The organism is uncultured Arcticibacterium sp. (assembly GCF_964021845.1).
GTDB lineage: Bacteria > Bacteroidota > Bacteroidia > Cytophagales > Spirosomataceae > Arcticibacterium.
On record NZ_CAXHZC010000011.1, the window covers coordinates 14,281 to 38,638 of the forward strand.

The window sequence follows — 24,358 nt, forward strand, 5'->3', positions numbered from 1 at the left end:
ATGAGTAACAAGGAAATTTCTGATGTAATAGAGCTTACCAGTAAGCTAATGATTCTTCATGGTGAAGATGAAACGAGAGCAAAAATTTATGGAGGGACGGCTTTTAATCTAGACAGGTTAGAAGATGACCTCTTTAGTATGCCCGAAGAAGAATTGATGAAGATTAGAGGTGTTGGGAAATCCATGGCTGCTAACATTCTTCAAATAGTGGCTACTGGAATTACCACAGAATTACAAGAATTAATAGACAAGACGCCAGAAGGGGTTTTGGAAATGTTTAAGGTCAAAGGCATAGGTGTCAAAAAAATAAAGACCTTGTGGGAAGAGTTAGGAATTGATAACCTAAACGAACTCCAAATAGCCTGTGAAAGTGGTAAAATAGCTGAAACAAAAGGCTTTGGATTAAAGACCCAAGAGAAGATATTGGAGTCTCTTTTGTTTCTACGTCAGCAGTCAGGGAAGTTAAGAATGAATCAAGCGGCTGAGCTTTCTGCTGTAATTTTAACAGAGCTTTCAGGTATTTATGGCAAGGTGGAAGAGGTAGGGGCTATTCCTCGTAAGTTAGAAACTATTGATGCCTTATCTTTCTTAGTTGAAGGTGATTTTACTAATAAGTCGAAGCTGCCAGAAGGCTTTGTAGAAAACATGAAAGCCTCTTCACCTTTTATTTGGCGTGGTACCTATGGCGAGAATCAAATTTTGATAGAAATTCAGTTTGAGTCAGCAGATACTTACGAAAGAGAAAAATTAATTTGTAATGCCTCTGAAGACCATTTGAAAATTGTTTTGCCCGAAGGGCAACAGAACTTTTATCATTATGTGAAGTCAAATATATTTGATACCTCTGAGGCATATTATGCTGGTTTTGGCTCAAATTATATACTCCCTGAAATGCGAGAAGGTTTGTCTGAGTTTGATTGGATAAAAGAAAACTCAAATGATGACCTTATTTCTTGGGATGCTTTAAAGGGAAGTTTGCATAATCATTCGAAATATTCTGATGGTAAGAACACATTGAAAGAAATGTCGGAAGCCTGTAGAGATTTAGGCTTAGATTATTTTGGTATTGCAGACCATTCTCAAACGGCTACATACGCAGGAGGTCTGACTGCTGGAAGAGTAGTACAGCAACAAGCAGAAATAGATGAGATAAACGAAGAAATGACTCCCTTTAAAGTTTTAAAGGGTATTGAGTCAGATATACTTAGCGATGGTGGTTTAGATTATGAGCGTGAGATTTTAGCCACTTTTGATTATGTGGTAGCCTCTGTTCATGCTAATCTTGATATGAGTATTGAGAAAGCTACTGATAGAATCTTAAAGGCTGTAGAAAACCCTTTTACTACTATTTTGGGTCACCCCACAGGTAGGTTGTTACTTTCAAGAAAAGGGTATCCTTTAGATTTCAAGAAAATTATAGATGCTTGTGCTGTCAATAAGGTAATAATGGAGATCAATGCCAGCCCATATCGTTTGGACATTGATTGGAGATGGATTCCATATTGTTTGGAGAAAGGAGTGATGCTTTCAATTAATCCTGATGCTCATAAGATAGAGGGCTTCCAAGATATGCATTATGGAGTAGCTGTGGCCAGAAAGGCTGGATTGACAAAAGACATGACTTTTAATGCCATGTCTTTAGATAAATTAGAAAGTTTTCTTAAAAGTAGAAAGGCTTAAAGCATCTTCCCTATAATATTTTGTACTGAAACGCCTTCGGCTTCAGCCTTAAAGTTTCTAACGATTCTGTGGCGAAGTACGGCTGTTGAAACGGCTTTTACATCTTCAATATCTGGAGAGTATTTGCCGTTTATTAGTGCATTACATTTTGCTGCCAATATCAAGTTTTGAGAGGCTCTAGGTCCTGCTCCCCAATCTAAAAAGTTGTTTGCAATTTCTGAGGCTCTTTCTGTTTGCGGTCTTGTTTGCTGTACCAAATTCACAGCATACTCTATAACATTATCTGCCACGGGTACCCTCCTTACTAACTGTTGGAAGTAAAGTATTTCTTCTGCTGTAATTACTTCTTTAACTGTTTTCTTCTTATCAGAAGTTGTACTTTTTACAATAGCCAGTTCTTGATCATAAGATGGATAATCTAAATAGACCATAAACATAAAACGGTCTAACTGTGCCTCTGGAAGTGGGTACGTACCTTCTTGTTCAATCGGGTTTTGCGTAGCCAAAACAAAGAATGGCTTTTCTAATTGGTGCTTTTGACCAGCTACTGTTACAGAATACTCCTGCATAGACTCTAAAAGAGCTGACTGCGTTTTTGGAGGAGTTCTGTTTATTTCATCAGCCAAAATGATATTAGCAAAAACAGGTCCTTTTATAAATCGAAAATTCCTTTCATTATCTAGGGTCTCAGAACCTACAATATCCGAAGGCATCAAATCTGGTGTAAACTGAATTCTATTAAAGTCTAAATCTAAAGCATCAGATATGGTTTGAATAAGTAAAGTTTTAGCCAAACCAGGAACACCTACAAGTAAGCAATGCCCTTGACAAAATATCGCTGTAAGAAGTAGTCTTACGGTTTCCTCTTGTCCAACTATAACTTGTCCTATTTCTTTGCTTAGCTTCTCGTATGCTATCTTTAAAGCGTCTGCCGCTTCTACATCAGATTTGAAATCTATTTTTGCCATTTTAAGGGTTTATTGTTCGAATAATCTACAAACGTTGTAGTCTGGGTCAATTTTTATATATACCTCTTTGATTGCATCGCCAAACCACTTTTCAATTTCAACATTTCTTTTGTTCATCAGAGCAAATTCTCTGATTTTTTCATAATCATCTTTAATATTGATGGTATGAGGTGCATATTTTTTCTTGAGGTAAAGTAATCTCATTCCAGTTTTACCATCTGGGCTACGGTAAGGTAGTGGTTTGGTAACAGAACCAACCTTCATAGTATCAATAGTGAAATACAAATTAGGCTCCATAGAAAGATCCAAAGCCATTTTATTACTACCTGTGTTTGGGTCTGTCAGGCTACCGCCAGTGTATTTGCTGTTTTCATCTTCGCTAAATTGAGCCACAGCATTTTCAAATTTGATACTGTCCATCACTATAAAATTTCTTAAACTATCTAAGAAATTAGTAGCATCAGTCATGTCTAACCTGCTATATTCTGGTCTTAGTAGAATATGTCTAGCGTGATATTCTTGACCTCTTATTTCTAAAAGCTGGATTAGGTGAAAACCAAAATCACTTTCTACTACTTCACTCATTTCATTAGGCTTAAGTCTCATGGCTGTAGCTTCAAATTGAGGAACCATTTGCCCTCTTTTTGCCCATCCCAAGTCTCCACCGTAGGTTTTTGAACCTTGATCTTCAGAGTATTCTTCTGCTAATTTTTCAAATTTTTCTCCCGCTTCTATTCGCTTTCTAATATCGTTCAGGCGGGTAACTAACTCTCCTTTTTGAGAAACAGTAAGTTTTGCAAGTCTTACCAACTGACCAACTTCCACTTCAGAGGGAATGGTAGGTAAACTGTCTTTAGGAATTGCAGAGATAAACTTTTTAACCTCATGCGGAGTAACAGTTAAGCCTTCCGTAATAGTTTCTTGCATTTGTTGGGCTGTAAGCTGCTCACTAACTTGCTTTCTTACTTCACTTTTTAAGGTCTCTAGAGACTTATTAAACTGCTCTACAATGTTTTGCTCATTCCCATAAATTCTAACCATTTCAGCCATTCTGGAATCAAGCTGGCTTTCTACCATGACTGGCTCTACTATTACCGAGTCAATTTCAGCTTTAGCTACTAATAACTTCTGAACAGCTAGAGACTCTAGAGCTTGACACTTGTCTAATGCCTGACCTTGCTGCTGTGATCGAACCAAAAGGTTCTCTACTTCTGAGCGTAAGATATAATAGTTATCAACCTTGGCTATAATTTTATCCAAATTGACGCCTACCATCTGCGAATGCCCTAAAAATGGAAGTAGTAATAAAAGGAGTACTTTCTTTAACATAAATGTAATTTTACAGATTCTTTTTCTTGTGATCAGTATAAAGTTTTAATAATTCTTTTCGGTTGAGTTGGGCTGGATATTTAACGGCTAATTCTTTGCTAAGTTGCTCTTTTAGCTCATTTTGATAATCAGAAACTACAGAACCAAAGGCTTCACGATAAGTTTTTGTCCTAGCCGGACTTACTTTGTCAATTTCAATTCTATAAAATTCATCGTCAAATTCTGCTTCAAAAGAGCCTGTTTCCCATGCAGTAGCATCCACCATAACATTTTCTCCCTTATAAAATTCGCCTTCTGTTACAGTCAAGCTGTCATTCTCTAGTTTAATAGTACGAGCTACGTCAATTTTTTGAGTAGTAAAAAATTGAAAACTCACTCTTTGATTTTGGGTCCAATCAAAACGGTCTGATAAATGAGACGTTCCGTAGTCGTATTCTCTAATTTGAGTGATTCTCAAACCGTTTTTCTTTAGAAAATTAACAACTTCTTGTATGCGTAAATAAGAGGCTTCCACTTCTTCATTTACATCCCTATGACCACCTATTTCCACCACGTAATTAGGGTTGTTTTGCATTATAACCGTTAGGCCCACTAGCTTTCGTTTCACATCCTCGCTTAAGATAGAAACGTTTTTGTCAAAGTAAGCAGGAAGAATACCTCTTTTTAGTCTATACGGGCCTTCTCCTTTAGTTGTTTCAAAATACTTATCTAAAAGGGCTTTATTTTTTGATTTTAAAATAAGGGCTTTGGCTCTTTTAGGGAGTTGGTAGCTGGCAAGGTGATTGTTATAGTAATTTTTTAAGCCTAGACTATCTAACACAGATTTTTCATAAATTTCTTTGTTTAGGTAGCTGCTGTTAACCAGATTTTCTTTGTAAGCAAGTGACATTAGTTTAAAGTCGCTATTCCATTTAGAAAGATTGTTTACAATAGCCTCTTCCACTTTTGACGTTTTAAAGTCTTTGTAGAAAGACCTGATATACATGTCTGGTGTAAATCCTTCTACTTCTTTTTCGAAGGTTTGTTTGTCTTCTGCGTACCTGTAAAAGTCAAGGTTAGTAAAATCATCACCAGCTACGGTAAGTAAGATCTTTAGAGCAATTCCGTTTTTGTTGACTTTCCAATTTTTTTCTAGAATGTCCTGATTAGCAGTTTGAATAACTTCCTCTAAGACAGCCTTATTTTCTTTAATATTAAGTTTTGGTGCATATTTTTTAAAACTTAGTTTCTTTAAATACTCACCCCTAGAATCAGTGGTTACTTTCTTTAAGATAGTGGGTTCTATTTCTTCAAATGAATTTAAAGGTTCTTTCTTTACCAGTTTTATTATATGCCAACCAACTTCAGTTTTGACTGGTTCTGAAACTTCGTCTACTTTAAGAGAAAAAGCCATTTTTTCGAAAGCCTTCTCTTTTCTACTACCCACAGAGAAAGGTTCAAGTAGCCCGCTATTGTCTTTGGAGTAAATGTCGTCTGAATTTGTTTGACAGAGGGTCTCAAAATTTGCTCCTTTTTTTATTAAGGAATATAAAGAGTCAATGCTGTTTTTTTGAAAAGCAATGAAGTCGGGAGTACTTTCTTTTGGTACTACTTTTAAGAGGTGTTTTGTAAAGAGCCTTCCGCTAAAATTTCTAGTACCATTTACTTTCAGAAGGTGATAACCTGCTTTGGTCCGGATAACTTGAGATACAGAATCTACGGAAGTATTGTAAGCTGCATTTTCTAAAGGATATAAAAGCTGTAAAGCAGAAAACCAACCCATTTCACCACCAATTCCTTTGGTATTGGCATCACCTGAATAAACACGAGCTAGGGAGTCAAAAGGAACTCCTTGAAGGTACATGTCACGAATAAGGCTAATCCTATCAAAAGCCAGTAATGTGTCTTTAGGGTTTGCAAACTCAGATATCGGTATTAACAGATGAGAGGCGTTAATCTCTTTTTTCATTCTGTTATACGTGATACGAGCTAAGTTATTTGTTAAAGCAGAATCCACTATAAAGCTTTGAGCTACTATTTTAAGGTAAGAATTGAATTCCTCATTAATTGCTTCATCTTTAGTATAGCCTTGTTCAGAAGCTAAAGCAAATACTCTTTTTTGAAACAGTATTTCATCAATAACATCATCAAAATTGCTAGAGTCCGTAATTAAGTAAGTGTCTAAAATCTTATCAAAAGAAGTAGTATCAAATTTCTCTATGCCCAAAGTGAGTATAGGTTCACTTATTGAAGTACTGCTCACAGTTTTTTCTGTGAGAGTAGGTAATTGCTCGGTTTTGCAAGAAATTAGTGCTAAAAGAAATAAGAAGTAATATAAATGTCTGCTAATGGGCATAAAATAAGTGCCAGAGATAAGTCTGTAATAAATAAGCCGCAAAAGTCGGTATTTATTGCCAAAAAGAATCGTTTTTAACAAATATTATACTTCAGGTTCTTGTTGAGATAGACAATGTAAACTACCTAAACCCCAAATTATTTCGGTAGAATCAATTCCAACCACTTTTCTATTTGGAAAGCATTTACCTATTATTTCTAATGCTACATCATCCTGTTGGCAGTTATATATTGGAACTAAAACCTTCTGATTACAGATGTAAAAATTGGCGTAAGAAGCAGGAAGTCGAAGCCCATTATCAATAACGGGAGAGGGCATGGGTAGCTCTATAATATTTAAGCTCTCACCATTTAGGAGCTTCATCATTTTTAGCTGTTCTAAGTTTTCTTTTAGGATTCCATAATTGTCATCTAACCTGTCCGATTCCATTACAGTCAATACCGTATTTTCGTTAATAAATCTCGTGGTGTCGTCCACGTGTCCGTCTGTGTCGTCTCCCACTATACCGTCTTCTATCCAAAGAATTTGCTCTACACCATAAAAATTCATTAAATAAGTTTCTATTTCCTTTTGGTTTAAATGAGGATTACGATTTTTATTTAAAAGGCAAGATTTACTAGTCAAAAGACTCCCTGCACCATTTACCTCAATAGAGCCGCCCTCCATGACAATACCAGGCTTGTATGTTTTGAGGTTAAGTAGTTCTGCTACTCTTATAGGTATTTGATTATCATCATTAAAAGGAGGGTATTTACCTCCCCAAGCATTGTACTGCCAATCCACAATTCGTTTTTCTTTAGTGGTAGTGTTGACCACAAAGCTTGGTCCGTGGTCTCGGCACCAAGAGTCATTGGTAGGGAAGTCATGTAATAGGATATTACTATTATCTAGATTATGGAAAGCCAGTTGCTTTTCAATTATGGTTTTAACCTGACTATTCCCCACATTTATATTTACCTGCTCTACTTCCGATATTTCTTTGATGAATTGAAAGTAGGAGGGGTACACTCTCGGCAGTCTGTCTTCCCAAGTTTCTTTATTCCAAGGGAAACTTAACCACGTAGCTTTATGCTGTAGCCATTCTGCGGGAAACTTGAAACCGTCTTCTTTTGGATGCATTCGTTTTTGTATTTCTTGATTTGGTCGACAAATTTAATTTGTTGGAATCTATTTGTTTATAAAAGAATGTTTTATTTATTTTGCAAGTGTTATGCATGCATAACATTTTACTGTGAGCATTGGGTGTTCACGTAAGAGTGGTTGAATAAATGATTGGTAGAAAGACGGAAGATATTGTTTTCCGTCTTTTTTTATGTTTGGTCGTTTATATTATTTGAATTTATCACACTATATTGGCGACTGTAAAATGAACCAATCAAAAAAGTTACATATTGAGGAATCTGACCTTCTGGAATTGTTGAAAAACAAAGATAGAAACGGTTTTAATATTTTATATCAAAACTATTCTGGAGCCATTTACGGAATTATAATAAGAATGCTCCGTGAAGAAGGTGAAGCAACGGATATGCTTCAAGAGGTTTTTATTAAGATATGGAATAAAATAGACAGTTACGATAGAAAGAAGGGAAGACTTTTCACTTGGATGGCCAATTTGACTCGGAACCTTGTCATTGATAGGATTCGTTCAGCTGATTATAAAAACCATACATTAAAGAATTTCGTAAGAGATGATAATGTAAGAGTGACTGATTCGGAGTATAGTTCAGTTATGAAGATAGATAGTATAGGTTTGAAGGGTTTAGTGTCCGAATTAAAACCTGATTTAAAAATACTAATTCAAAAGATTTATTTTGAAGGATATACTCAAGCAGACTTAGCAGAGGAGTTAGATATCCCTCTAGGGACGTTGAAGACACGAGTGAGAGCAGCCATTAAGGCCTTAAGAAAACAGTTTGATTAGAAAGAGTGATGGAACAGTATATATTTGAAACTGGTGATTTGGAACTTTTGGCTATGGGTGCTTTGCCTGTAGAAAAGGAGCGAGCGTTATATTTACTTTTAGAGGAAAATGAGGTTTTAAGAGCCGAGTATGAAGAAATAGAAAGCTCTCTCTTTTTAACTTCAAATGAAAACGCAGTGGAACCACCGAAACAAGTGAAAGATGAAATAGCTTCATTTGTATTTGAGGAGGTAGAGGAAAAATCAACATTTAGCTTCTCAGCCGTCAATGTTTTTAAGATGGCAGCTAGTATTCTCTTGATAGGAAGTTTAGCTTTTAACTTTATTTTATGGAAAGATACTAATTCGAAGTCAACAATTTCAGAGAGTATTGTAGGGGAGGATACTTTAGAGGACTTACCTTTTAGCGAACCTATGTTTAATGAAATGTTTGCCTATTTGAAAACCGAACTTTCTGAGGAACCTTGTAAAATGGATTTCAGAACCACCAGAGCATTTCTTAGCTCTCATAATTTAGACACACCAGAAAACCTAGCATTCTTAAAAGATCATGAAGGACACTGCGACTGCGAAGTTCTTATGAATGTGGCACAGTACTTTCCTGATAATAAGTATCGCCATGGTGGGATTTTACCTAAGGTGCATAAAATGGCCAAACCAATGGCCGTTTCCTTTCTTCGCCAATATAGAGTCCGTTAACTATCTCACTGCAAAACTTCCTTTTAGAGAAGGTGCGTGTCCTTTTGCCAAAAGGTTGAAAATATTGGCTTTACTGAAAAAAGCTATAAATACTTAAGTTAATATTTTTTCTTATCAAAATTTATTCTACCTTTGCGGCATATTCGACGGAGAGTATCTCTCTTTAAAGAATTAGATGAAGTCGCATCCTCGCGAAACCATTCTGATTCCGACTGTGAGAAAAAGATGTAAGAATTCTTTTTAAGTATTTAAACAGTCTCCGATTCGCGTGAAATGAAAATTTGGGAATCGTCGCAAGGCAACAAGGTGTCACCCTCAGTAAAATGACTCCTTACCTGTAAAGGTTTGAGACGCAAAGTTTAAGTTGACGTTAGTTCAACCTCTGATAGTATAATTTTTAACCTATTTCCTTGGATAGGAATGCATTAATAACGATTTTTGCAGCCCGTTTGAGAGAATAGAGAATTTAAAAGCGAAAATAAAAAGACAATGTCTGGAATTATTGGAAAAAAAATTGGCATGATGACCATCTTTGAAGGTGGTGCTGCTGTTCCTTGTACACTTATTGAGGCTGGGCCTTGTGTAGTAACTCAGGTAAGAACTGAAGAGACTGATGGCTATAAAGCTATACAGTTGGGTTACGGAGAAAAGAAAGAGAAGCGTACTTCAAAGGCACTTCAAGGTCACTTTAAGAAAGCAAACACTACTCCAAAGAGAAAGTTGATTGAGTTTAAAGAGTTTGAAGCTCAGTTTAATCTTGGTGACGTCATTAATGTTGATGATGTTTTTGCCGAAGGCGAATTCTTAGACGTTAGTGGAAAAACTAAGGGTAAGGGTTTTCAGGGTGTTGTTAAAAGGCACGGATTTGGTGGTGTGGGTCAATCTACTCACGGTCAGCATAACAGAGCTCGTCACCCAGGTGCTATTGGAGCTTGTTCTTATCCAGGTAGGGTTTTTAAAGGCCTTAAGATGGGTGGAAGAATGGGTAACACTAATATTACTATCCAAAACCTTAAGGTAATGAAGGTTATGGCTGACAAAAACTTAATTCTTGTTTCTGGTTCGGTACCAGGTCCTAAGAATTCTGTGATAACATTACATAAATAAAATAAGGTCGACTTCTAACGACATCGAAAAAACAGAAACTTAAAATGGAATTAAAAATAATAAACAAAGACGGTAAGGAGACTGGCAAGAAAGTAACACTTTCTGATGAGGTTTTCGGTATTGAGCCTAATGAGCACGCTATCTGGATGGATGTTAAGCAATATCTAGCTAATCAGCGTCAAGGAACTCACAAGTCTAAAGAAAGAGCTGAAATCAATTACACTGGTAAGAAGCTACACAGACAAAAAGGTACTGGTGGAGCCCGTCATGGTTCTAAAAGATCACCAATATTTGTAGGTGGTGGTAGAGTTTTTGGTCCTCGTCCTAAAGACTACGGATTTAAACTTAACAAGAAAGTGAAAACTTTAGCTAAAAGGTCTATCCTTTCTGCTAGAGCGGCTGAAGGAAAAGTTTTTGTGGTTGAAGATTTTGCATTAGATACACCAAAAACAAAAGACTACTCTGCATTTATTAATGCGGTAGGTGTTTCAGGAAAGAGTTTATTTGTAGTAGATGGTATTGAGAATAACTTATACCTTTCTGCAAGAAACCTTCCGAAGACAATGGTGACAGAAAAGAATCAAGTTAACATCTTTGATTTAGTAAATGCAGAAAGCATTTTGATTTCTGAAAATGCATTAAATCATTTAGAATCAATTTTGAAATAAAACCTTTCGGGTTTTAAAACTTATACAAAAATGAGTGTTTTAAAAAGACCATTAATTACAGAAAAGTCTCAAGGACTAAATTCTCAAGGTAAATATACTTTTGAGGTATCAATGGGGTCAAATAAAATTGATATTGCTAGAGAAGTAGAAGAAATGTATGGTGTAACGGTAGCTTCTGTAGCTACTATCCGTCAGTATGGAACTACAAAGTCTAGAATGTCAAAATCAAAGGTGTCAACAGGACGTACATCTACATTTAAAAAAGCAATTGTAACAGTGAAAGAAGGAGACTTGATCGATTTCTACGCTGATTTATAATAAATATTTAATAATACGTATAGCTTCCGTTTGGAAGCTGCAAAATTAAGAAGAATGGCTGTTAAGAAGTTAAAACCAACTACGCCGGGTCAGAGACAAAGGGTTGCCCCTGATTTCTCCGACATTACTACCAATAAACCTGAGAGAAGTCTTATTGGGGTAGTAAAGAAAACTGGTGGTAGAAATAATGAAGGACACAGAACCTCGAGATATATCGGAGGTGGTCACAAAAGAAGATACCGTATCATTGACTTTAAAAGAGACAAGAGAGATATGGTTGCAGAGGTTGCTACAATTGAGTATGACCCGAATCGTTCTGCAAGAATTGCATTAGTAAAATATGAAGATGGTGAGAAGAGATATATTATTGCTCCTCAAGGTCTTCAAGTAGGACAGAAGATTGAAGCTGGTGACAGTGTTGCCCCTGAAGTTGGAAATTGTTTGAGAGTAGGTAATATGCCATTAGGTACTATTATTCACAATATTGAATTGACTCCTGGAAAAGGTGGTCAGTTATCTAGAAGTGCTGGAACATATGCACAACTTCTAGCAAAGGACGGTAAATACGTTACTTTAAAAATGCCTTCTGGTGAAATGAGACTTGTTTTAAGTACTTGTGTTGCCACTGTAGGGTCAGTATCTAATCCGGACCACATGAACGTTAACCTTGGTAAAGCAGGGCGTAACAGATGGTTGGGTAGAAGACCTAGAGTTCGTGGTGTAGCTATGAACCCAGTTGATCACCCAATGGGTGGTGGTGAAGGTCGTTCTTCTGGAGGTCATCCAAGATCTAGAAATGGTGTGATGGCAAAAGGAAAGAAGACCAGATCTAAAAACAAGTATTCTAATCGTTTAATAATCTCCAAAAGAAGTAAATAATGGCTCGTTCGCTAAAAAAAGGACCTTATATAGATTTTCGCCTTGAGAAAAAAGTAGTCGACATGGCTGCCTCAGGTAAGAAGTCAGTAATAAAGACATGGTCTAGAAGATCAATGATTTCGCCTGACTTTATCGGATTTACCTTCGCGGTACATAATGGAAACAAGTTTATTCCAGTTTATGTAACAGACAATATGGTAGGTCACAAATTAGGAGAATTTGCTCCTACTAGAAACTTTAGAGGGCACATTAATAAAAAAGATAAAGGGCGTAGATAATAAGGAGAAATTCTTAACGCTTGGGTAAAATAATATAAAAATGGAAGCAGTAGCAAAACTTAACAATTTTCCAACCTCACCTCGTAAAGCCAGATTGGTAGCGGATCTTATTAGAGGAAAGAAAGTTAGTCAAGCACTTGGAATTCTAAGCCACCAGCCTCAGGCTGCAGCACCAATACTTAAGAAAGTATTAATGTCGGCGGTTGCTAATTGGCAAGAAAAAAACACAGAGATTACTATTGATGATGCAGAATTGGTAGTTAAAACTATTTTTGTGGATAGCGGTAGAATGCTAAAGAGATTGAGACCTGCCCCTCAAGGTAGAGCTCACAGAATTAGAAAACGTTCTCATCACGTGACTTTGGTTGTTGACAATGTGGCAACACCAGTAGAAGCCCCAGCTGAGGAAGAAGTAAAAACAGAGGAATAATTTATACCCCGAAATTAATTTAGATTACAAAACATGGGACAAAAAGTAAATCCTATAGGTCTTAGACTTGGTTACATCAAAGGATGGGACTCTAGCTGGTATGGTGGAAAGAACTTTTCAGACAAGCTAGTAGAGGACAACAAAATAAGAAAGTACATCAAAGCCCGTATTCAAAAGGGTTCGATATCTAAAGTTGTTATCGAGAGAACACTTAAAAGGATTACGTTAACGATTCATACGGCTAGACCAGGTGTTGTTATTGGTAAAGCAGGTGCGGAAGTTGACAAGTTAAGAGAAGAGCTTAAGAAATTAACAGGAAAGGATATTCAAATAAATATTTTTGAAATCAAAAGACCTGAATTGGATGCAAAGTTGATTGGTGAAACTATTGCTCAACAGCTTAAAGCTAGAATTTCTTACAGAAGAGCAATGAAACAATCTATTCAATCTGCAAGTAGAGTAGGTGCTCAGGGTATAAAAATTAAACTTTCTGGTAGATTGGGTGGAGCTGAAATGGCGAGAACTGAAATGTACAAAGAAGGTAGAATACCTCTTCATACACTTAGAGCTGACATTGATTATGCAATCTCTGAAGCTCTTACAGTATATGGTATTATCGGAATCAAAGTTTGGGTATTCAAAGGCGAGGTTTACGGTAAGAGAGACTTGACACCAAGTGGTGCTATCGAAGAAAGTAAAGAAAGTGGAAGAGGAAACGATAGAGGCCGAGGTAGAAAAGACGGAGGAAGAGGTAGAAGAGGCGGAGACGCAGGTGGAAATAGAAATAGAAGATAAGAGGTATACACCTCAGATAAATACGAATAGTAATGTTACAACCGAGAAGAACTAAGTTTCGTAAGCAGCAAAAAGGAAGAATAAAAGGTTTAGCCTCTAGAGGTCATCAAATAGCTTTTGGTTCATTCGCAATAAAGTCATTAGAGCCAGGTAGAATAACCTCTCGCCAGATTGAAGCTGCTCGTATTGCCGTTACACGTGCTATGAAGCGTGAAGGACAAGTGTGGATTAGAATTTTCCCTGATAAGCCTATTACAGCAAAGCCTCTTGAGGTTCGTATGGGTAAGGGTAAAGGAGCACCTGAGTATTGGGTGGCTAATATCTATCCAGGTACTGTTCTTTTTGAAGCAGGTGGAGTTTCTCTTGAAGTAGCTAAAGAAGCCCTTAGGTTGGCCGCTCAAAAGTTACCTATGACAACGAAGTTTGTTGTTAGAAGAGATTATCAAGCTTAATTATAGATAAATATTTGGAGTCATTGATTCTAATATAAAAAAGACGAAGATGAAAAAAGTAGATTTGAAAGGTTTAAGTGCAGAGCAGTTAGCTCAGCAATTGACCGAGGAGAAACAAAGGTTGCAAAAGATGAAGTTTGCACACGCGATTACTCCTATTGAAAATCCAAGACGAATTACAGAGGTTAGAAAAGTGATAGCTAGGTTGTCAACTGAAATAGCTGCTAGATAATTCAATTAATAGTACAGAAGTAGGAATAACGTGGTGGAACCACAAATCTGTTATCAAAATGGAAAGAAAAGTTAGAAAAGAGCGTGTAGGAGTTGTGACAAGCAACAAAATGGACAAATCTGGTGTAATGCAGGTTGTTCGTAAAGTAAAGCATGCGAAGTATGGTAAGTTCATGCTCAAAACAAAGAAAATCATGTTTCATGATGAAAATGGTGAAGCCGGAATAGGTGATACTGTTAAAATAATGGAAACAAGACCTTTGAGTAAATCAAAAAACTGGAGACTTATAGAAGTTCTTGAGAAAGCTAAATAAGCTTCTTAATTATAGGTCTTTTTATAATAAAGTTTAAATAATAGAATAATGTTACAGCAAGAATCAAGAGCGAATGTAGCTGATAATAGCGGTGCCAAAGAAGTATTAGTAATTCGCGTTTTAGGCGGTACTAAGAAAAGATATGCTGGTATTGGAGATAAGGTAGTAGTTACTGTGAAGCAGGCTCTATCATCTTCTAATATGAAGAAAGGTACAGTCTCTAGAGCGGTTGTGGTGAGAACCAAAAAGGAAGTAAGGCGTAAAGATGGTACTTACATTCGTTTTGAAGAGAATGCAGTAGTTCTTTTGACTAATAATGATGAGCCAAGAGGAACTCGTATTTTCGGGCCGGTGGCACGTGAACTTCGTGAGAAGCAGTTTATGAAAATTGTTTCATTAGCACCAGAGGTTCTTTAATAGGCTTTTGGATAATTAATTAGTAAAGAAAGAAATTATGAGTACTCAGAAAAAACGTCATGTACGCACTGGAGATACAGTGAAAGTAATAGCGGGTAATTCTAAAGGAAAAGAAGGCAAAGTTACTGAGGTAATTGTAGCTAAGGATAGAATTATAGTGGAAGGTGTCAACATGATAAAAAAACATGTTAAGCCAAACGCTCAAAACCCACAGGGTGAAATCCAGGAAACGGAAGGTACTATTCATATCAGTAATGTTATGGTAGTAGATCCTTCAAGTGGTGATGCTACTAGAACTGGAAGAAAACTTAACGAAAACGGAAAATTGCAACGCTTTGCAAAGTCAAGCGGCAAATTCATTTAAAAGATAAACGTGGGTCGGAAATCCACATTTGAAAATGGCAAGATTAAAAGAACAATACATTAAGGAGGTAGTACCTGCATTGAGAGAGAAATTCTCTTATAAGTCAATAATGCAAGTACCTAGTCTTAAGAAGATCGTAGTAAACAGAGGTGTTGGAGAAGCAACTGGTGATAAAAAACTAGTAGACTCTAGTGTTGAAGAATTAGGAATTATTACTGGTCAAAAGGCTGTACCTACTTTGTCTAAGAAGGCGGTTTCTAACTTTAAGTTAAGAGAGAACATGCCAATTGGTGCTAAGGTAACTTTGCGTGGTGAAATCATGTATGAGTTCATGGACAGGTTAACATCTGTAGCACTTCCAAGAGTAAGAGACTTTCAAGGAATAAGTGATAAAGGTTTTGACGGCAGAGGTAACTATACTTTTGGTGTAACAGAGCAAATTATTTTTCCAGAAATTTCAATTGATAAAATTGCGAAAATTCAAGGTATGGACATCACTTTCGTGACTACTGCTGTAACGGATGCAGAAAGCTACGAATTACTTAAAGCTTTGGGTATGCCTTTCGCAAGTTCTAAAAAAAGTAATAATTAATTTCTATCAAAGATGGCAAGAGAGGCAATAAAAGCAAGAGAGCGTAAAAGAGAGAAACTAGTAGCACGTTATGCAGATAAGAGAGCTGCTTTAAAAGCTGCTGGAGATTGGAAAGGTTTAGATGCCCTTCCTAAGAACTCTTCACCGGTTCGTCTGCATAACAGATGTAAGTTAACTGGAAGACCAAAAGGATATATGCGTAAGTTTGGAATAAACCGTGTGACCTTTAGAGAAATGGCCAGTGCTGGTCTTATACCTGGAGTTACAAAAGCTTCTTGGTAAAAATTTGGAATTAATTTAGAAATAACTATCTTTGCAGCCCAATTGAGAAAGTCACGCCTGTGATACTCCTCAATGTTGGCTAAGGTATCCTATAATATATATTAAAAAGAATGGTAACAACGGATCCAATAGCAGATTATCTAACTAGGATTAGAAATGCTATAAGTGCGAGACATAGAGTAGTTGATATTCCTGCTTCAAACATGAAGAAGGAAATCACTAAAGTACTTTATGACAAAGGATATATTCAGAGCTATAAATTTGAAGATTTAGGTCCTCAGGGTCAAATCAAAATAGCTTTAAAATATAACTCACAAACTAAAGAATCTGCAATAGTTGATTTAAGAAGGGCTTCTAAGCCAGGTTTGAGGAAATATGCGAAAGCGTCTTCTCTTCCAAGAGTTTTAAATGGACTAGGAATTGCAGTAATGTCAACTTCTCAAGGTATAATAACCGACAAGGAGGCTCGTACATTAAATATTGGTGGAGAGGTACTTTGTTATATCTACTAATAATAACTTAAAGTTGACCGCTTAGAAATAAGCCTTAAACAAAACAATAATGTCAAGAATTGGAAACAAATTAGTAGTAATCCCGGCTGGGGTTACTGTATCAGTAAGCAACGATAATGTTGTTACTGCAAAAGGTCCTAAGGGCGAGCTTACTCAGGCTATTGATAAGGATATGACTATCTCTATCGAAGGTTCAGAGTTAAAAGTGGTTCGTCCATCAGAACAAAAGAGACACAAAGCTCTTCATGGTCTTTCAAGATCACTTATCAATAATTTAATTGTAGGTGTATCTGAAGGTTTCAAGAAAGAATTAGAATTAGTAGGGGTTGGATACAAGGCTACTAATAATGGAAATATTCTTGATTTATCTTTAGGTTACTCTCACAATATTTATTTCGTTGTTCCTTCCGAAATTAAAGTATCCACCGAAATGGTTAAGGGTAAGAGCCCGATGGTTACTTTTGAAGGTTGCGATAAGCAGTTGCTTGGTTTGGTTGCTGCCAAATTAAGAGGCCTTAGGAAAATTGAACCTTACAAAGGTAAAGGTGTTCGTTTTGTTGGAGAACAAATACGTAGAAAAGCAGGTAAGACAGCTGCTAAGAAATAAATTATTGAATAACGATTTAAAAAGAATATAATGTCAACTTTTAGAACGAAAAGAAGGCAAAGGATTAAGTGGAGTATCAGAAGAAAGGTTAACGGCACAGCCGAAAGACCAAGATTATCTGTATTCCGTTCCAATAAAGATATTTACGCTCAATTAATTGATGATGTAAAAGGTCAAACATTAGCAGCCGCTTCGGCAAAGAGCTTAGGTTTGAGTGGTCTTAACCTTGAGAATGCCAAAAAAGTAGGAGAAGGCTTAGCCAAAGTGGCAGTTGAAAATGGAATATCAGCTTGTGTTTTTGATAGAGGCGGATATTTGTATCACGGTAACGTTAAAGCTTTAGCTGACGGAGCCAGAGCTGGTGGCCTTAATTTTTAATATCAGAACTATATCATAATGAGCAAAGGAGTAAAAGTAAACGAGTCAGAGCTTAAAGAGAAAGTAGTTGCGATTAACCGTGTAGCCAAAGTGGTTAAGGGTGGTCGTAGATTTAGTTTCTCAGCGATTGTTGTTTTAGGCGACGGCGAAGGTTCTGTTGGACAAGGTTTAGGAAAAGCTAATGAAGTAGTAGATGCTATTTCTAAAGCAATGGATGACGCCAGAAAAAACATGGTGAAAGTTCCTATAGTGAATGATACTGTGCCTCACGAGATGCACGGAAAATATTCAGGTGGATATGTTTTCGTTAAACCTGCAGCACCTGGAACAGGAGTAATTGCTGGTGGTGCGATGCGTGCGGTACTTGAAGCAGCTGGTATTCATAATGTACTAGCTAAATCAAAAGGTTCGTCTAATCCTCATAACGTGGTAAAGGCAACTATTGCGGCACTTCAAAAAATGAGAGCACCTCATGAAGTAGCAATACAGAGAAGAGTTAAACTGAGCAAAGTTTACAACGGATAATTAGAATTTATTTTAATAGAAAATAAAATGGCAAGCGTAAAAATCACTCAGATTAAGAGTACAATTGATAGACCTAAAAGACAAAAGCTTACTATTCAAGCTTTAGGATTAGGGAAAATGAATCGCACGGTTGAAGTAGAGTTAAATCCAGCTATTCAAGGCATGATTAACAAAGTTCAACATTTAGTAAGAGTAGAGAAATAATAGGGCAAACCGAGTAACTCTTTTTAGGGTTGCGTAAAGAATTTTAAAATGATAAAATTAGAAAATTTAAAACCTGCTAAAGGTGCTGTTAAACAAAACAGCAGAGTAGGTAGAGGCCAAGGTTCTGGTGGCGGTGGAACTGCTAAAAGAGGTCACAATGGAGCTAAGTCTCGTTCTGGGTATTCTCAGAAAAGAGGTTTTGAAGGTGGACAGATGCCTCTTCAAAGAAGAGTTCCAAAATTTGGTTTCAATAACATTAATAGAGTAGCTTATAAGGCTATCAACTTAGACTCTTTGCAGAGTTTAGCAGATAGTACAGGAGCTAAGTCTATTGATCTAGGCTTGTTATATAATACTGGTCAGATTCAAAAGTCTGATGTTGTTAAGATTTTAGGTAGAGGGGAGCTTACTGCTTCTTTAGAAGTTAAAGTAAATGCTTTCTCTAAGTCTGCAATTGCAGCAATTGAAAAGGCAGGAGGTTCGGCCGTTGTAGATGGTACTTTTAATCCAGAAGCTACTATTAGTTTAAAAGGGAAAAAACTAGGAGCAGCGGTAGCAGCCGAGGTTACACCAAAGAAAGAATCGAAAAAAACTGCTACGATAAAAGTGGTAGAAGAAAAAGCTCCAAAAAAGGCAACTGCTAAGAAATCAGCTAAAGGTGATGATTTAAAGAAAGTTGAAGGAATTGGACCGAAAATAGCAGAATTGCTTTCTACGGGAGGATTCGATACCTTTGCGAAATTATCAGAAGCTAATGTTGACGATTTGCAAAACATTTTAAATGAAGCAGGTTCAAGATACGCCTCTCATAATCCAACTACTTGGCCTGAGCAAGCAGCTTTAGCAGCAGCAGACAAGTGGGAAGAATTGAAAGAATTACAAGATAAATTGAACGGCGGAAGGCCAGAATAAGCTAGCAAGTACTTTGCAATGAATAAACTTATAACCACTCTTAAGAATATTTGGTCCATTGAGGAATTAAGAAATAGAATTCTTAATACGATAATGATTATCGTGATTTTCAGAATTGGGTCATTTATTGTGTTACCTGGTGTAGATCCTTCAAGATTGCAGGATCTAACCGGCGGGAATGGATTATTGGGATTGCTTGATACTTTGGTTGGAGGTGCATTTAGTAATGCCTCCATCATGGCTTTAGGTATTATGCCTTATATATCTGCTTCTATTGCAATACAATTAATGGGGCTTGCATTGCCTTATTTTAGTAAACTGCAAAAAGAAGGAGAGTCTGGAAGAAAGAAGATAAATCAAATAACTCGTTGGTTGACTATTGCTGTAACGGCAATGCAAGGTTTTACATACCTAAGAACTACGATACCTACTGAAGCGATTACAGTAAGTCAAGGTTTATTTTATTTCTCATCTGTTATTATGCTTGTAGCTGGTACAATGATGTGCGTTTGGCTAGGTGAAAGAATGACAGAGAAAGGTGTGGGTAACGGAATCTCAATGATTATCATGATTGGTATCATTTCTAGATTGCCAGCAGGTTTAGTTCAAGAATTTAGTGCTAGAGCTAATGGTGGTCAGATTTTGTTCTTCATTATTGAAATGATTATTCTCTTCTTGGTTGTAGTGTTTGCTGTAGCAGTAACACAAGCAGTAAGAAGAGTTCCAGTTCAATATGCTAAGCAGATAGTAGGAAATAAGATGGTGTCGGGTCAGAGACAATATTTACCTTTAAAAGTGAATATCTCTGGAGTTATGCCTATTATTTTCGGTCAAGCATTAATGTTTGTACCTGCAGCATTAGCTAGTGCCTTTGCTGAGAAAAGTGATTTTTGGGCAAACATTCAAACTGTTTTCTCTGACTTTACATCTTGGCAATACAATGCTCTTTATGCATTCTTAATTATTGCTTTTACTTTCTTTTATACTGCTATCACGATTAATCCTAATCAGATGGCAGATGATATGAAGAGAGGAGGAGGATTTATTCCAGGTGTTAAGCCGGGGGTAAACACTGCTAATTATATAGCAGCAATTTTAGATAGAATAACTTTACCGGGTTCTATATTATTAGCAGCTATTGCAGTATTTCCTGCTGTTGCTAGTTTGTTTGGCGTAAGTAATGTTTTCGCTCAATTTTTTGGAGGAACGTCTTTACTTATCCTAGTAGGTGTAGTTTTAGATACACTACAGCAAATTGAGAGTTATTTATTAATGAAGAGATATGAGGGTTTAATGCAATCAGGACGTCTACAAAATAGACAAACTGGTGTAGTCTCTCAATAAGGAATAAATGAGTCAAAGGAAAATTATACTAAAATCTGAGGAAGAAGCAGAAATCATTCGTCAGAATGGTGTGATTTTAGGAAAGACTCATGCTGAAGTAGCCAAGGTTCTAGATGAAGGAATGACTACAAAGCAGTTAGATTTAGTAGCTGAAGAGTTTATTAAAGATAACAAGGGTATCCCATCCTTTAAGGGTTATGGAGGTTTTCCAGCGTCATTATGTATTTCGGTTAATGATGTTGTAGTGCACGGAATTCCGAGCAATAGAGTTCTTAGAAATGGTGACATAGTGTCCATTGATTGTGGTGTATTAAAGAATGGATATCATGCTGATAGTGCTTATACTTATGTTATAGGTGAAACTACCGATGATGTTTCTGACTTACTTAAGTCGACAAAGGAATCCTTGTATCAAGGAATTGCCAAGGTTAAACCAGGTAATAGAATTGGAGATTTGAGTTATGCTGTACAATCATATAATGAAGATAGGGGCTATGGTTTGGTTCGTGAACTTGTAGGTCACGGAGTAGGCAAAAGTCTTCATGAAGCACCTGAGGTACCTAACTTCGGAAGAAGAGGGAATGGACCAAGGATGCAGAAAGGAATGGTCTTGGCGGTAGAACCTATGGTAACACTAGGGAAACGATATATTGTCCAAGAAAATGATGGTTGGACTATTAGAACTGAGGACAAAAAGACCGCCGCACATTATGAACATACCGTGTTCGTAACAAAGACAGGGTATGATATTTTAACCACGTTTGAGTATCTCGAAGAGGTGCTAAAAGAACGAAAAATGTTTTATGTATAAATATGGCAAAACAAGCTAATATACAAGTAGATGGAATTATTAGTGAAGCATTATCAAATGCGATGTTTCGAGTGGAACTTGAAAATAAGCATGAGGTAGTAGCTCATATATCAGGAAAGATGAGAATGCATTACATTAGAATCTTACCTGGAGATAAAGTTAAATTGGAGATGTCTCCGTATGATTTAACTAAAGCAAGAATTGTTTACAGATATAAATAATACTGAGGGTGTTTCCCTCTAAATTTTCAGAGCATGAAAGTCAAAGCATCAGTAAAAAAGCGTAGTGTTGATTGCAAAGTAATTCGCCGTCATGGTAAGATTTACGTTATCAACAAAAAGAATCCAAAATTTAAACAAAGACAAGGATAATAAGATATGAGGATTTCAGGTGTAGATATTCCGGATAACAAAAGAGGTGAGATTGCCTTGACCTATATATTTGGTCTTGGTCGTAGTACTTCACAGAAGATACTTGCAAAAGCAGAAGTTTCTGGCGATAAGAAAGCTGGAGAATGGTCTGATGATGAAGCCAATGCAATTCGAGCGGTCATTACCAACGAATACATGGTGGAAGGTGCATTAAGATCAGATGTACAATTGAGTATTAAGCGTTTGATGGATATCGGATGTTATAGAGGTCTTAGACATCGTAAAGGTTTGCCTTTAAGAGGTCAAAGAACAAAAAATAACTCAAGAACCCGTAAAGGGAGACGTAAGACTGTAGCGAACAAGAAGAAAGCTACTAAGTAAAAAAAACTAGAACAGGGGTAACAGTTTGTTACCCGCCGAATAGCTTAAAATAATAATAATGGCTCAAGCTAAAAGAAAAGACAAAGCAAAAAAAAGAGTTGTAGTGGTGGAACCTCATGGTCAGGTTCATGTAAAAGCATCATTTAACAACATCATTATCTCTGTAACCAACAGTACTGGTCAAGTAATATCTTGGGCTTCTGCAGGTAAAATGGGATTCCGTGGTTCTAAGAAAAATACGCCTTACGCTGCATTAACTGCATCTCAGGATTGTTGCCAGAAGGCTTACGATGCGGGGATGAGAAAGGCTGATGTGTTTGTAAAGGGACCAGGTTCAGGAAGAGAATCAGCAATACGTACTATTCAAAGTGTAGGTATTGAAGTGGTTAGCATTACAGATGTGACTCCATTACCTCATAATGGTTGTCGTCCTCCAAAAAGAAGAAGAGTTTAATTTTTTCACTTGTTTATTAAATGCTGGTTTGGACATTGGGGCCAAGTATTTTTTAAACAGTAACATATAATAATGGCAAGATATACAGGTCCGAAGGCAAAGATTTCTAGAAAGTTTGGTGAACCTATAATGGGACCAAGCAAAGCCTTACAAAAAAAGAACTATCCTCCGGGACAACACGGTAAAGGAAGAAGAAGCAAGAAGTCGGAATACGCACTTCAGCTTCAAGAAAAGCAAAAAGTTAAGTATACTTATGGTATGCTTGAAAAGCAATTTGCTCGTTTCTTTCAGATAGCAGCTGTTAGACCAGGTAGAACAGGTACTAATTTAATTCAATTATGTGAATCAAGATTAGATAACTTAGTATACAGACTGGGAATAGCTCCAACAAGGAGAGCGGCAAGACAATTAGTTTCACACAAACACATTGTTGTAGATGGTGAGGTATTAAATATACCGTCTTATACAGTTAAGCCTGGGCAACTGATTGGAGTTAGAGAGAAGTCAAAAGCAATGGATTCTATTGTAGAGAGTCTTAGCCTTAATTCAGCTACTAAGTATAGTTGGTTAGAGTGGAATGGTACAGATATGAATGGTAAATTCATCTCTTTCCCAGAAAGAGACCTTGTTCCTGAGAACTTCAATGATCAGGCAGTAGTCGAGTTGTACAATAAATAAATAATTAGCTAGTCACTTTATATTAGGGTGACTAGCATTTCTTGATTTAGGAAATCCCTAAATCTACTTTCGTTAACGAAAAAAACACACCATAGTATGTCAATATTAGCATTTCAAATGCCCGATAAAGTCGTGATGGAAAAAGCAGACGACTTCCATGGCTTTTTTGAGTTTAAACCACTTGAGAGAGGTTATGGAGTAACTATCGGTAATGCTTTGCGTCGTATTTTGCTTTCTTCTCTTGAAGGATATGCAATTACTGCTGTAAGGTTTCCAGGAGTACTTCATGAGTTTTCATCAATTGAAGGTGTTGTTGATGATGTAACTGAAATAATTTTGAATCTTAAGCAAGTTAGATTTAAAAAGGTATCAGATTATGTAGATAACAAAATAACCGTAAAGGTAAAAAACCAAACTGAGCTTACAGCTGGTGATATTTCTAAGTTTACTCAAAGTTTTGAAATCTTAAATCCAGACATGGTTATAGCCCGTCTTGATTCTAAGAAGGAAATAGAGTTTGAAATTGTGGTTGATAAAGGTAGAGGTTATGTTCCTTCTGAGGAGCAAACTAACACGGATTTACCAATTGGTTTCATAGCTGTAGATTCTATCTATACTCCTATTAAAAACGTTAAGTTTAGCGTTGAAAATACAAGAGTAGAGCAAAGAACTGACTTTGAAAAACTTTTATTAGAAATCAAATCAGACGGTTCTATTCACCCTGAGGTGGCTCTTCAAGATGCATCGAATATTCTTATTCAGCATTTCTTGAAATTCACTGATGAGAACATGGTATTCGATACCAAAGGTGATGACGACAATGATATGGTTGATGAAGAGTTCTTACACATGAGAAAGCTTCTTAAAACATCCCTTCAAGATTTAGATCTTTCGGTAAGAGCTTATAACTGCTTGAAATCAGCTGAAATAAGAACTTTAGGAGATTTAGCTAGATTGGAAGTGGCTGATATGATGAAATTCAGAAACTTTGGTAAAAAGTCTCTTACAGAATTGGAGCAGCTTGTAGCTGAAAAAGGCCTTCACTTTGGAATGGATATCGTGAAGTACAAGCTAGACGAAGAATAATAATCGCAATTTAATATAAACAAACGTAATAGGTGGG

At 36.6% G+C, this 24,358-nt stretch carries 35 protein-coding genes and 1 pseudogene; 32 read left to right on the forward strand and 4 right to left on the reverse strand.

Annotation, left to right across the window (positions count from 1 at the left end; genetic code table 11):
• On the forward strand, positions 1–1,680 hold the full coding sequence (locus tag AADJ06_RS21335) for a PHP domain-containing protein (RefSeq protein WP_341228534.1): 1,680 nt from the start codon (positions 1–3) through the stop codon (positions 1,678–1,680).
• Here AADJ06_RS21335 and AADJ06_RS21340 read toward each other — a convergent pair.
• The 4 genes from AADJ06_RS21340 to AADJ06_RS21355 all read right to left on the reverse strand — a co-directional run bounded on the left by AADJ06_RS21340 (position 1,677) and on the right by AADJ06_RS21355 (position 7,431).
• Entirely contained in the window at positions 1,677–2,639 is a 963-nt protein-coding gene (locus AADJ06_RS21340; protein ID WP_341228606.1) for a MoxR family ATPase, read from the reverse strand. The genes AADJ06_RS21335 and AADJ06_RS21340 overlap by 4 nt on opposite strands.
• 18 nt (positions 2,640–2,657) lie before the next feature.
• Entirely contained in the window at positions 2,658–3,977 is a 1,320-nt protein-coding gene (locus AADJ06_RS21345; RefSeq protein WP_341228535.1) for a peptidylprolyl isomerase, read from the reverse strand.
• A 10-nt stretch (positions 3,978–3,987) separates the two neighbouring features.
• Entirely contained in the window at positions 3,988–6,312 is a 2,325-nt protein-coding gene (locus AADJ06_RS21350; protein ID WP_341228536.1) for a peptidylprolyl isomerase, read from the reverse strand.
• An 84-nt stretch (positions 6,313–6,396) separates the two neighbouring features.
• Complete coding sequence (locus AADJ06_RS21355) at positions 6,397–7,431, reverse strand: agmatine deiminase family protein (protein WP_341228537.1); 1,035 nt, start codon at positions 7,429–7,431, stop codon at positions 6,397–6,399.
• 247 nt (positions 7,432–7,678) lie between these two features.
• Between AADJ06_RS21355 and AADJ06_RS21360 the strand changes: the two genes are divergently transcribed.
• From AADJ06_RS21360 to AADJ06_RS21510, 31 genes and pseudogenes are all read left to right on the forward strand, one after another.
• The gene (locus AADJ06_RS21360; protein WP_341228538.1) at positions 7,679–8,233 is read left to right on the forward strand and encodes a sigma-70 family RNA polymerase sigma factor; all 555 of its coding nucleotides are present in this window, start codon (positions 7,679–7,681) and stop codon (positions 8,231–8,233) included.
• Positions 8,234–8,241: 8 nt separating this feature from the next.
• On the forward strand, positions 8,242–8,931 hold the full coding sequence (locus AADJ06_RS21365; protein ID WP_341228539.1) for a DUF2695 domain-containing protein: 690 nt from the start codon (positions 8,242–8,244) through the stop codon (positions 8,929–8,931).
• A 489-nt stretch (positions 8,932–9,420) separates the two neighbouring features.
• Positions 9,421–10,038 (forward strand): 50S ribosomal protein L3, encoded by a 618-nt coding sequence (rplC, locus tag AADJ06_RS21370; protein WP_341228540.1) that lies wholly within the window; start codon positions 9,421–9,423, stop codon positions 10,036–10,038.
• A 44-nt stretch (positions 10,039–10,082) separates the two neighbouring features.
• Positions 10,083–10,706, forward strand: coding sequence for a 50S ribosomal protein L4 (gene rplD, locus AADJ06_RS21375; protein WP_341228541.1), 624 nt, complete (start codon positions 10,083–10,085; stop codon positions 10,704–10,706).
• 30 nt (positions 10,707–10,736) lie between these two features.
• Positions 10,737–11,024, forward strand: coding sequence for a 50S ribosomal protein L23 (gene rplW / locus AADJ06_RS21380; RefSeq protein WP_341228542.1), 288 nt, complete (start codon positions 10,737–10,739; stop codon positions 11,022–11,024).
• 54 nt (positions 11,025–11,078) lie between these two features.
• Positions 11,079–11,903: a 50S ribosomal protein L2 gene (gene rplB, locus AADJ06_RS21385; RefSeq protein ID WP_341228607.1), complete on the forward strand. Its 825-nt coding sequence runs from the start codon at positions 11,079–11,081 to the stop codon at positions 11,901–11,903.
• Positions 11,903–12,181, forward strand: a complete 279-nt coding sequence (gene rpsS, locus AADJ06_RS21390; protein ID WP_111371829.1) for a 30S ribosomal protein S19 — start codon at positions 11,903–11,905, stop codon at positions 12,179–12,181. Before rplB ends, rpsS begins: the two co-directional genes overlap by 1 nt.
• A 40-nt stretch (positions 12,182–12,221) precedes the next feature.
• A complete protein-coding gene (gene rplV, locus AADJ06_RS21395) occupies positions 12,222–12,611 on the forward strand; it encodes a 50S ribosomal protein L22 (protein WP_341228543.1) in 390 nt (129 codons plus the stop codon).
• Between the two features lie 33 nt (positions 12,612–12,644).
• Positions 12,645–13,406: a 30S ribosomal protein S3 gene (gene rpsC / locus AADJ06_RS21400; protein ID WP_341228544.1), complete on the forward strand. Its 762-nt coding sequence runs from the start codon at positions 12,645–12,647 to the stop codon at positions 13,404–13,406.
• Between the two features lie 32 nt (positions 13,407–13,438).
• Positions 13,439–13,858, forward strand: a complete 420-nt coding sequence (rplP, locus tag AADJ06_RS21405) for a 50S ribosomal protein L16 (RefSeq protein WP_341228545.1) — start codon at positions 13,439–13,441, stop codon at positions 13,856–13,858.
• A gap of 49 nt (positions 13,859–13,907) precedes the next feature.
• On the forward strand, positions 13,908–14,090 hold the full coding sequence (gene rpmC, locus AADJ06_RS21410; protein ID WP_341228546.1) for a 50S ribosomal protein L29: 183 nt from the start codon (positions 13,908–13,910) through the stop codon (positions 14,088–14,090).
• Positions 14,091–14,148: 58 nt separating this feature from the next.
• Entirely contained in the window at positions 14,149–14,403 is a 255-nt protein-coding gene (gene rpsQ / locus AADJ06_RS21415; protein WP_341228547.1) for a 30S ribosomal protein S17, read from the forward strand.
• Positions 14,404–14,451: 48 nt separating this feature from the next.
• On the forward strand, positions 14,452–14,820 hold the full coding sequence (rplN, locus tag AADJ06_RS21420) for a 50S ribosomal protein L14 (protein ID WP_111371823.1): 369 nt from the start codon (positions 14,452–14,454) through the stop codon (positions 14,818–14,820).
• A gap of 37 nt (positions 14,821–14,857) precedes the next feature.
• A complete protein-coding gene (gene rplX / locus AADJ06_RS21425; protein ID WP_341228548.1) occupies positions 14,858–15,184 on the forward strand; it encodes a 50S ribosomal protein L24 in 327 nt (108 codons plus the stop codon).
• A 28-nt stretch (positions 15,185–15,212) separates the two neighbouring features.
• Positions 15,213–15,776, forward strand: coding sequence for a 50S ribosomal protein L5 (rplE, locus tag AADJ06_RS21430; RefSeq protein WP_341228549.1), 564 nt, complete (start codon positions 15,213–15,215; stop codon positions 15,774–15,776).
• Between the two features lie 12 nt (positions 15,777–15,788).
• Positions 15,789–16,058, forward strand: coding sequence for a 30S ribosomal protein S14 (gene rpsN, locus AADJ06_RS21435; protein ID WP_111371820.1), 270 nt, complete (start codon positions 15,789–15,791; stop codon positions 16,056–16,058).
• Between the two features lie 110 nt (positions 16,059–16,168).
• Positions 16,169–16,570 carry a 30S ribosomal protein S8 gene (gene rpsH, locus AADJ06_RS21440; RefSeq protein ID WP_341228550.1) on the forward strand — a complete coding sequence of 134 codons (402 nt, stop codon included), beginning with the start codon at positions 16,169–16,171 and terminating at the stop codon, positions 16,568–16,570.
• Between the two features lie 49 nt (positions 16,571–16,619).
• Positions 16,620–17,177 carry a 50S ribosomal protein L6 gene (gene rplF, locus AADJ06_RS21445; protein ID WP_341228551.1) on the forward strand — a complete coding sequence of 186 codons (558 nt, stop codon included), beginning with the start codon at positions 16,620–16,622 and terminating at the stop codon, positions 17,175–17,177.
• A gap of 30 nt (positions 17,178–17,207) precedes the next feature.
• Positions 17,208–17,555, forward strand: coding sequence for a 50S ribosomal protein L18 (rplR, locus tag AADJ06_RS21450; protein ID WP_341228552.1), 348 nt, complete (start codon positions 17,208–17,210; stop codon positions 17,553–17,555).
• Positions 17,556–17,573: 18 nt separating this feature from the next.
• Complete coding sequence (rpsE, locus tag AADJ06_RS21455; protein ID WP_341228553.1) at positions 17,574–18,080, forward strand: 30S ribosomal protein S5; 507 nt, start codon at positions 17,574–17,576, stop codon at positions 18,078–18,080.
• A gap of 27 nt (positions 18,081–18,107) precedes the next feature.
• Positions 18,108–18,284 (forward strand): 50S ribosomal protein L30, encoded by a 177-nt coding sequence (gene rpmD, locus AADJ06_RS21460; RefSeq protein WP_341228554.1) that lies wholly within the window; start codon positions 18,108–18,110, stop codon positions 18,282–18,284.
• 51 nt (positions 18,285–18,335) lie between these two features.
• Positions 18,336–18,773 (forward strand): annotated as a pseudogene (gene rplO, locus AADJ06_RS21465) (50S ribosomal protein L15); the annotation flags it as partial.
• Positions 18,774–18,890: 117 nt separating this feature from the next.
• Complete coding sequence (locus tag AADJ06_RS21470) at positions 18,891–19,196, forward strand: helix-hairpin-helix domain-containing protein (protein WP_341228608.1); 306 nt, start codon at positions 18,891–18,893, stop codon at positions 19,194–19,196.
• Positions 19,197–19,214: 18 nt separating this feature from the next.
• On the forward strand, positions 19,215–20,540 hold the full coding sequence (gene secY, locus AADJ06_RS21475) for a preprotein translocase subunit SecY (RefSeq protein ID WP_111371814.1): 1,326 nt from the start codon (positions 19,215–19,217) through the stop codon (positions 20,538–20,540).
• Between the two features lie 7 nt (positions 20,541–20,547).
• A complete protein-coding gene (gene map, locus AADJ06_RS21480; protein ID WP_341228555.1) occupies positions 20,548–21,351 on the forward strand; it encodes a type I methionyl aminopeptidase in 804 nt (267 codons plus the stop codon).
• A 2-nt stretch (positions 21,352–21,353) separates the two neighbouring features.
• Entirely contained in the window at positions 21,354–21,572 is a 219-nt protein-coding gene (infA, locus tag AADJ06_RS21485; RefSeq protein ID WP_111371812.1) for a translation initiation factor IF-1, read from the forward strand.
• Between the two features lie 33 nt (positions 21,573–21,605).
• The gene (gene rpmJ / locus AADJ06_RS21490; RefSeq protein ID WP_111371811.1) at positions 21,606–21,722 is read left to right on the forward strand and encodes a 50S ribosomal protein L36; all 117 of its coding nucleotides are present in this window, start codon (positions 21,606–21,608) and stop codon (positions 21,720–21,722) included.
• Between the two features lie 6 nt (positions 21,723–21,728).
• Positions 21,729–22,103, forward strand: coding sequence for a 30S ribosomal protein S13 (gene rpsM / locus AADJ06_RS21495; RefSeq protein ID WP_341228556.1), 375 nt, complete (start codon positions 21,729–21,731; stop codon positions 22,101–22,103).
• 58 nt (positions 22,104–22,161) lie between these two features.
• Positions 22,162–22,557: a 30S ribosomal protein S11 gene (gene rpsK, locus AADJ06_RS21500; protein WP_111371809.1), complete on the forward strand. Its 396-nt coding sequence runs from the start codon at positions 22,162–22,164 to the stop codon at positions 22,555–22,557.
• Positions 22,558–22,629: 72 nt separating this feature from the next.
• Positions 22,630–23,235: a 30S ribosomal protein S4 gene (rpsD, locus tag AADJ06_RS21505; RefSeq protein WP_341228557.1), complete on the forward strand. Its 606-nt coding sequence runs from the start codon at positions 22,630–22,632 to the stop codon at positions 23,233–23,235.
• Between the two features lie 96 nt (positions 23,236–23,331).
• Positions 23,332–24,321, forward strand: coding sequence for a DNA-directed RNA polymerase subunit alpha (locus tag AADJ06_RS21510; protein ID WP_341228558.1), 990 nt, complete (start codon positions 23,332–23,334; stop codon positions 24,319–24,321).
• The last annotated feature ends 37 nt before the right edge of the window (positions 24,322–24,358 follow it).